Origin of the sequence: Kocuria sp. KRD140, from assembly GCF_017168375.1 — a bacterium.
Classification (GTDB): domain Bacteria; phylum Actinomycetota; class Actinomycetes; order Actinomycetales; family Micrococcaceae; genus Kocuria; species Kocuria marina.
Map to the genome: position 1 here is coordinate 395,228 of NZ_JABFAW010000007.1, position 7,905 is coordinate 403,132.

Sequence of the window (7,905 nt, forward strand, 5' to 3'; positions counted from 1 at the left end):
AACACCACCCGCCGTTGCGAGCGGGTCCTTGAGATACTCGACTCCCTAGCGCCGGTACGAGCCGGATCAGGTTCGAGGGTCTGCGCTCACGCGCACTCTCAGCGCCGCGGTGGCGCTCCCCTGTCGTTGAGACGCCAGTCTAGACCACGACGGCGGGTGGCCGGGCATCTCGCGTGCCCGGCCACCCGCCGTCGTACGTGCGTCCTACGCGGCCCCGGCCCACCCGTACGGGTGGCGCGGGACCCGCGGCTCAGATCTCGCTCTGGGAGCTGCGGGAGGGATCGGAGTCCTTGGACTCGAACTTGGCCACCTGGCGGGAGATCCCCACCTTGATGACGGTGCCCACGACACCGGTGATCACGGCCCAGATGATGATGTCGGTCCAGGCCTCGTCCGGGTCCGGGTTCTTGGCGGGGGGCTCGTTGCCCGTGACCTGCTTCCACACCGCGGACAGACCCTTGTTGGCCAGGGCCACACCACCCAGGGACGCCACCGTGCCGAAAATGTCCATTGCCTTGTTCATGAGGTTCTCCTTGTCCTGTGGGTGTCGGCGGCACCGGGCGGCCGACGACGTCGTGCTCGTTGCCCAGCATACGAAGCGCCGGGCGCGACGGGGCGGAAGGAACCCGGCCCCACCGAGAATTACGTCCTCAGCGAGATTCTTCCTCGCCGGCGCGCGCGACGACCTCGCGCAGCTCGTCCTCCACGAGGTTCTTCTCGTTCAGGTGCTTGGAGCGGTAGGCGGCGCGGCCCACCATGTGCGCGGACACGGGCACCGTGAGCAGCTGGAACAGCCACGCGAGGATCATCAGCGGGATCATGCCGGGATTGCCGCTCTCGATCGCCACGGCCGTGAGCAGCAGGAGCAACCCCAGGACCTGGGGCTTGGTCCCGGCGTGCATGCGCGAGAGCAGATCGGGGAAGCGCACCAGACCCACCGCCGCGGCCAGGGACATGAGGGAGCCCCCCACGAGGCACAGCAGCGCGATGACGTCCAGGACGGTGTGCCAGTTCATGATCGCTCCAACCCCACGTTGCGCGCGACCGTCACGGAGCCCAGGAAGCCCACCAGGGAGATGATCACGAGCAGGATGATGTTGCTGGAGTGGTGGTTGTACACCATCTCGATGGCGAGACCCGCACCCACGATCGCGAGCAGCACGTCCGTGGCGATCACCCGGTCCAACAGAGACGGGCCCTTGGCCAGCCGGTAGATCGTGCCCGCGGCCGCCACGGTGAGAATCGCACCGCACACCCACACGGCGACGTCGAACATGGTCATGGCCGCTCCTCCCTGAGGCCGTCCAGGGCCTTGTTCATCTTGGTGGTCGGCGACGCGACGGCGCCGGAGGCGTCCGCGCCACCCGCGTCACCCGAGGCCTCCAGTTTCGCGAGGTCCTCCTTGGAGCCCATGATCTTGATCCACGCCGCCTCGATGTTCAGCGCGGACTCCCGGAACGACTCCGCCTCCTCCGGCGTGGAGACGTCCAGCACGTGGAAGTACAGGATCCCGTTGCCGCGATCCACCTCCACCACGAGCGAGCCCGGGATCAGCGCCATGGTGTGACCCACGGCCGTCATGAGCAGGTCGTTGTTCTGCCGCAGCTTCACCCGCAGCACCGCGTTGTGCACCTTGGGGCCCTGCATGAGCGCCACACCGAACACGTGGACGCTGGCCCGGGCCACCTGCCAGATGAACGTGATCACGAACAGCGCGAAATGCAGGACGTTGAACCGCCCGGACAACCGCACCGGGGGCAGCGTGAGCGTGCGGGTCACGAACACCGCGAGGATCAGCCCGAAGACCAGGTTGCCCACGCTCCAGTCACCCCACAGGGCACCCCACACGACCACGAGCCACAGGATCAGGGGCAGCTCGGCCCGCAGGGAGTTCCGGGAGCGGCGCTGCATCGGGGACGTACTCATCGGCCCTCCTCGCTCACACCGCCGGGACCCACGGGGGCCAGCACGGCATTGACGTATCGATCCGGATTGATCAGGTTCTCGGACGCGTTGTCCGCGAGATCGAACAGCGGCCCGGCGAAGACCGTGAGCGCCACACCCACCGCCACGAGCGCGGTGGTCGCGCCCACCATGGTCCCGGGCAGCAGTACCACCGGGGACCGGCCGGAGAAGCGGCTACCGGACTCGCCCGCGACCGCGCGGGACGTGCGGGGACGGCGGCCCTCCGCGGTGGTGGCGCGCAGCACGGGGTCCGGGTACTCGGCGTCGTCCACGTTGCGCAGGAACACACGGTTCCACACGCGGATCAGGGCCATGAGCGTGAGCAGCGAGACGAACACGGACACGCCCACGAGCAGGTAGCTCAGCCACGTCCCGGCCTCGACACCGGCCTCCAGCAGGCCCACCTTGCCCAGGAAGCCCGAGAACGGCGGGATGCCGCCCAGGTTCAGGGCCGGGATCATGTACAGCACACCCAGCAGCGGGGAGATCTTGAGCATCCCGGCGAGACGGTCCACGTTGGTGGAGCCACCGCGGCGCTCGATCAGCCCGGCGATCAGGAACAGGCTGGTCTGGATCACGATGTGGTGCGCGATGTAGTAGACCACCGCGGCCAGCGCGGCCTGCGTGCCCAGTGCGATGCCGAAGATCATGTAGCCGATGTGACTGATCAGCGTGAACGAGAGCATACGTTTGATGTCGATCTGGGCGAGCGCGCCCAGGATGCCCACGACCATGGTCAACAACGCGACCCACATCAACAGGTCGTTGATCTGCGTCCCGGGGAACAACAAGGTCTCGGTGCGGATGATCGAGTAGACGCCCACCTTGGTCAACAGACCGGCGAACACCGCGGTCACCGGTGCGGACGCGGTCGGGTAGGAGTCGGGCAGCCAGAAGGACAGCGGGAAGATCGCGGCCTTCACCCCGAACGCGATCAGCAGCATCAGGTGCAACTGCATCTGGGTGCCCTGCGGCAGGTCCGCGAGCTTCACGGACAGGTCCGCCATGTTCACGGTGCCCGTGGCGCCGTAGATCATCCCCAGGGAGATCAGGAACAGGATGGAGGAGATCACCGAGACGACCACGTAGGTCACGCCCGCGCGGATCCGCTGCGCCGTACCACCCATGGTGAGCAAGACGTAGGAGGCGGTCAACAGGATCTCGAAGCCCACGTAGAGGTTGAAGAGGTCACCCGCGAGGAACGCGTGGGACACACCCGCGACCAGCAGCAGGAACGTGGGGTAGAAGATGGAGATGGGGCCCTCGTCGTCCCCGCTGGCCACACCCTCACTGACCGCGTAGATCAACACCGCGAGGGACACCACCACGGAGACCACGAGCATGAGCGCGGACAACTGGTCCACGACCATCACGATGCCGTACGGGGCGGCCCAGTCCCCCAGGTGCACGACCTGTGGGCCCTGGTTCCATACGTTCGCGAGCATGAACGCGTTCAGGATCAGCGTGAGCACCATGGCGCCCACGGTCACCCCGCGCTGCAGCCGGTTGCGGTGGACGATGATGAAGTTCAGGGCGGCGCCGAGGAACGGGATCAGGACCGCGAGCGGCGCGAACTGTGCCGGATCAGTGGTCATGCGGGCTCCTCCCTCGCGCCTCGGAGAACTTCTCGGCCCTGTAGTGACCAGGCGATTCGGCGGCCTCTTCCTCATTGTGACGCGACGGCGCGAACCGGGCGTCCGCGTGGTTGAACTCGGAGGTGTCCTGCGGCAGGGCGTCGTCGTCCTCGGCGTCGTACGAGGACTGCTGCGCCACGCGACGGTCCTCGAGGTCGTCCTGGATCTCGTCCCGGCGGGCCAGGATCCACGAACGCCAGATCATGCTGAGGATGAAGGCGGTCGTTGCGAGCGAGATCACGATCGAGGTGAGCACGAGCGCCTGTGGCAGCGGGTCCGAGTACTCCGAGGGGTCGCGGGCGGCGTCGTACAACGGCGCGATGCCGGGCGTGCCGCTCGTGTGCAGGATCAGCAGGTTGGCCCCGTTGGTGAGCAGCATGATGCCCAGCAGTACGCGGGTGAGCGAGCGTTCCAGCAGGAGGTAGACCCCCACGGAGAACAACACACCCATGATCACCAGGAGTGTGAGATTCACGGTCATCGCTGTGCCTCCTGGGGCTCGTCCCCGGAGACCAAGGAGCCCTCGGGAGCATCGGGGTCGTCCACCCGGTGCGCGGTGACCCCGGGGCCGTTACGGGTCAGGCGGATCCGGGCGCCGCGGCCCGCGCGCTTCTTCCGGGACTCCACGGCGGAACGCTCGATGTGTTCGTCGATCCGCCCGCCCAGGGAGCGCAGGATGTCCAGCACCAGGCCCACCACGATCAGGTAGACACCGATGTCGAAGATCACCGCGGTGACGAACTTGACGTGACCGAAGACGAGCATGTCCCACTCGAACGTGTCGCTCTCCATCACGGCCCCGCCGAAGAACACGGGGACGATCGCGTACAGGGAAGCGATCGCCAGGCCCGCGCCGAGCATCCAGCCCGCATTGACCGGGGTCGCGCGTTCGAGTTCGTAGCGTCCGCCCGCGAGGTAGCGCATGGTCAGGGCGAGGGAGGCCATCAGGCCGCCGGCGAAACCACCACCGGGGATGTTGTGCCCCGCGATGAGCAGGTAGAAGGACACGAGCATGAAGGTGTGGAACAGCAGTCGGGCCACGACCTCGAAGATGATCGAGCGCCGCTCCGGGGCCAGCGTTCGACCCGCGAGCAGGAACGGGTCCGCGTCCGGGCGGGAGGTGAACCGGCGGGCGACCTCGAGCTGGCGGGTGTTCGCGTGCGGGGAGTGCGCCGCGGAGTCCGCGCCACGCACGACCTTCAGCTGCTGGGTGTCCAGCTCGTGGCGCTCACTGCGCAAGCGGTCCCCGCGTCCCTTGACGAAGATCAAGGACGCGATGCCCGTGGCGGCCACCGTGAGCACGGTGATCTCACCCATGGTGTCCCACGCGCGGATGTCCACGAGCAGGACGTTGACCACGTTGGCGCCGTCGCCCATCTCGTAGGCCATCCGCGGCAGTTCCAGGGAGATCCGTTCCGTCGACCGCGAGGAGATGGAGAACACCGCGAGCGCCATCATGAACAGTCCGAACACCACGGCGAAGACCGCGCGGAACACCCGGTGCCCGGCGGGCCGGCGGTTCCACAGCGGGCCCGGCAGGGAGCGCAGCGCCAGGACGAACGCCACGAGGGAGATCGTCTCCACGAGCGTCTGGGTCAGGGCGAGGTCCGGCGCGCCGTGGAGCGCGAACGTCAGGGCCAAGCCGTAACCCGTGACCGAGACCAGCAGGACGGCCAGGAACCGCTTGCCCGCGGTGAGCACGAGCAGGGCCGCCACGATCATGGCGATCCCGGTGACCAGCTGAGCCGGGGAATCCGCGTAGCGGAACCCGGCGAGCGGCGGGGTCTCGTACCAGAACAGGGCCACGAGCGGCACCACGATCGCGGTCACGAGGATCACGGACAGGTAGAACATCAGCGAACCACGCTGGGTCCGGCCGGTGAGCCACACCGCGACCATGTCCAGCACGTTGATGATCTTGCGGTAGACGAAGTCACCGGTGGGCAGTTTCGGCAACCGGTCCTGCAACGAGCCCACGGGCCGGCGCGCGACGTACAACAGCGCGCCCACGCCGATGATCAGCGCGGAGAGCCCCAGCGCCGGGGTCAGCCCGTGCCACAGCACCAGGTGCACGTGGGATTCGGCGACGTCCGGGAACTGTTCCTGGTAGCGCACGATCCCTGCCTCCACGGGTGCGGGCCACAGGCCGAACACCACCGTGAGCAGGGCCAGCACCGCGGGCGCCACGAGGAAGGCCCACGGCACCGGGGTGAACTCGCCGATGACCGACTGACCGTCCTCGGCGGCGTCGAGATCGGAGAACTGCGCGGGCTTGCGCGCGAAGCCGCCCCACAGGAACCGCGCGCTGTACGCGAAGGTGAGGATGGAGCCGAGCACCACGCACACGAGCGCGATCATCGCGAGCGGGTCCGCGGCGTGGTCCACGAACGCCGTGAGTACCGCTTCCTTGGTCACGAAGCCGAGCAGCGGCGGGATGCCGGCCATGGACGCCGCACCGATCATGGCCACCACGAACAGCATGGGTGCCGTACGACCCACACCGGAGAGCCTGCGGATGTCACGGGTCCCGGCCTGGTGGTCGATGATGCCCACGCTCAGGAACAGGGTGGCCTTGAACAGACCGTGCGCGATGACCATGCCCATGCCGGCCATCGCGGTGTCCGCCGTGCCGAACGCCACGACCGCGGTGATGAAGCCCAACTGGCTCACCGTGCCGTACGCGAGGATCAGCTTGAGGTCGAACTGGCGCAGCGCGACCCAGCCGCCGAAGATCATGGTGCCCAGGCCCAGGGTCAGGGTGACGGGCAGCCACCACTGGGTGTCCACGAACCCGGGAGCGAGCCGCGCCACGAGGTAGATCCCGGCCTTGACCATGGCCGCGGCGTGCAGGTAGGCGGAGACCGGGGTGGGCGCCGCCATGGCGGCGGGCAGCCAGAAGTGGGTGGGGAACAGCGCGGACTTGGAGACGGCGCCGGCCAGGATCAGCACGAGCGCCACGTCCACCGTGGTGGAGCCCAGGAGCTCGGGGGCCGCCTCCAGGACCCCGGAGATCCGGAAGGTCCCGGCGGCGTTGCCGAGCATCACCAGGCCCACGAGCATCGCCAGACCGCCCGCGGTGGTGATGATGAGCGCCTGCAGGGCCGCTCGACGCGCGGCGAGCTTGGTGCGCGAATAGGAGATCAACAGGAAGGAGAGCACCGAGGTGATCTCCCAGAACACGAACAGCACCATGAGGTCGTCCGCGGTGACCAGACCGAACATGGCGCCCGCGAAGGCCACGAGCTGGGCGGCGAACGGGCCGATGCCCTGGGCGTCCGACTTGAAGTAGCGCGCACAGTACGCGAGGACGAGGGCCCCCACGCCCAGCACCAGCAGGCACATCATGTACGCGAGGGAATCCATCCGGAAGGACAGCGAGATCCCCAGCTGGGGAATCCATTCCACGGTGGTGGTCCACCCGTCCACGTCCGCGTGGGCGCGGGATGTCTGGGTGAAGAGCCAGATCAGACTCGCGAGCGGGACGAGGGCCACGAGGTAGAAGCCGGAGCGTCCGGTGCGCTTGAGGATCGCGGGTGCGCACAGGGCCGCGAGCCCGTGGACAAGCAGCACCGCGATCATGGGACCTTACCTCTCGAGCCACGGTCTATCCACTGGTACCTGAAAATGGGCCCATTGGGATCCGGGCGGAAATGGGGTGTGAGTTTCGAGTTCCCCAGCATAGCAAAGCAGGGTGACGGCCCGTTTCGCTGCACGTCACGGGCCCCTCGCCGCGGCGCCCCCACTGCCCAGGTGCGCCGGGCCCTGGGCGGGAGGGCACAGGGCCCGTAGGGTGAGCCCATGATCGGTCAGCACCCGTCCACGGCGGCCCCTGGACGTCCCCCGCGCGCCCCACGCCCCGGTGAGGGCGGTTCGCGCGCCCGCGTGCTCATGTGGTGCCTGTGGGACACCGGCACGTCCGCGTACAACGCCGTGATGCTCACGTTCGTGTTCACCGTGTACCTCACGAGCCCGGCGTTCGGGTCGAGCGAGTACACGTCCACGGTGCTGAGCGTTGCCATGACCGTCGCGGGTTTCGCGATCGCGGTGACGGCACCGCTGATCGGCCAGCGCAGCGATTCCCCGCGCTCCCGCGCCACGTTCCTCACCGGCAACACCGTGGTGCTCGTCCTGTGCACGGGTCTCGCGTTCCTCGCCCGACCCGATCCCGCCTTCCTGTTCCTGGGTGTGGGGCTCGTGGCCGTGGGCAGCGTGGCCCAGGAGTTCGCCACGGTCAGTTACAACGCCATGCTCCCCGCGCTGGCCGGTCCCCAGCGCATGGGTAAGGTCTCCGGGTGGGGCTGGGGCG

The 7,905-nt window shown here is 68.2% G+C and carries 8 protein-coding genes and 1 riboswitch; of the genes, 1 reads left to right on the plus strand and 7 read right to left on the minus strand.

What is annotated here, in order from left to right:
* Positions 1-25 precede the first annotated feature (25 nt).
* A riboswitch (TPP riboswitch) is annotated at positions 26-132 on the minus strand.
* 118 nt (positions 133-250) lie between these two features.
* The 7 genes from J1M36_RS08190 to J1M36_RS08220 all read right to left on the minus strand — a co-directional run bounded on the left by J1M36_RS08190 (position 251) and on the right by J1M36_RS08220 (position 7,178).
* Positions 251-523, minus strand: coding sequence for a DUF4235 domain-containing protein (locus tag J1M36_RS08190; RefSeq protein WP_035964077.1), 273 nt, complete (start codon positions 521-523; stop codon positions 251-253).
* Positions 524-650: 127 nt separating this feature from the next.
* A complete protein-coding gene (gene mnhG / locus J1M36_RS08195; protein ID WP_035964074.1) occupies positions 651-1,016 on the minus strand; it encodes a monovalent cation/H(+) antiporter subunit G in 366 nt (121 codons plus the stop codon).
* Complete coding sequence (locus J1M36_RS08200; RefSeq protein ID WP_145003442.1) at positions 1,013-1,282, minus strand: monovalent cation/H+ antiporter complex subunit F; 270 nt, start codon at positions 1,280-1,282, stop codon at positions 1,013-1,015. Before J1M36_RS08200 ends, mnhG begins: the two co-directional genes overlap by 4 nt.
* Positions 1,279-1,926 (minus strand): Na+/H+ antiporter subunit E, encoded by a 648-nt coding sequence (locus J1M36_RS08205; protein WP_064847505.1) that lies wholly within the window; start codon positions 1,924-1,926, stop codon positions 1,279-1,281. The genes J1M36_RS08200 and J1M36_RS08205 overlap by 4 nt, the downstream gene beginning before the upstream one ends.
* Entirely contained in the window at positions 1,923-3,560 is a 1,638-nt protein-coding gene (locus J1M36_RS08210; protein ID WP_064847504.1) for a Na+/H+ antiporter subunit D, read from the minus strand. Before J1M36_RS08210 ends, J1M36_RS08205 begins: the two co-directional genes overlap by 4 nt.
* A complete protein-coding gene (locus J1M36_RS08215) occupies positions 3,550-4,080 on the minus strand; it encodes a Na(+)/H(+) antiporter subunit C (RefSeq protein WP_064847503.1) in 531 nt (176 codons plus the stop codon). The genes J1M36_RS08210 and J1M36_RS08215 overlap by 11 nt, the downstream gene beginning before the upstream one ends.
* Complete coding sequence (locus J1M36_RS08220; protein WP_206479031.1) at positions 4,077-7,178, minus strand: Na+/H+ antiporter subunit A; 3,102 nt, start codon at positions 7,176-7,178, stop codon at positions 4,077-4,079. Before J1M36_RS08220 ends, J1M36_RS08215 begins: the two co-directional genes overlap by 4 nt.
* 219 nt (positions 7,179-7,397) lie before the next feature.
* On the opposite strand from J1M36_RS08220, the gene J1M36_RS08225 reads away from it, so the two are divergent.
* The coding region (locus J1M36_RS08225; protein WP_206479032.1) for an MFS transporter at positions 7,398-7,905 on the plus strand (508 nt) is incomplete at its 3' end.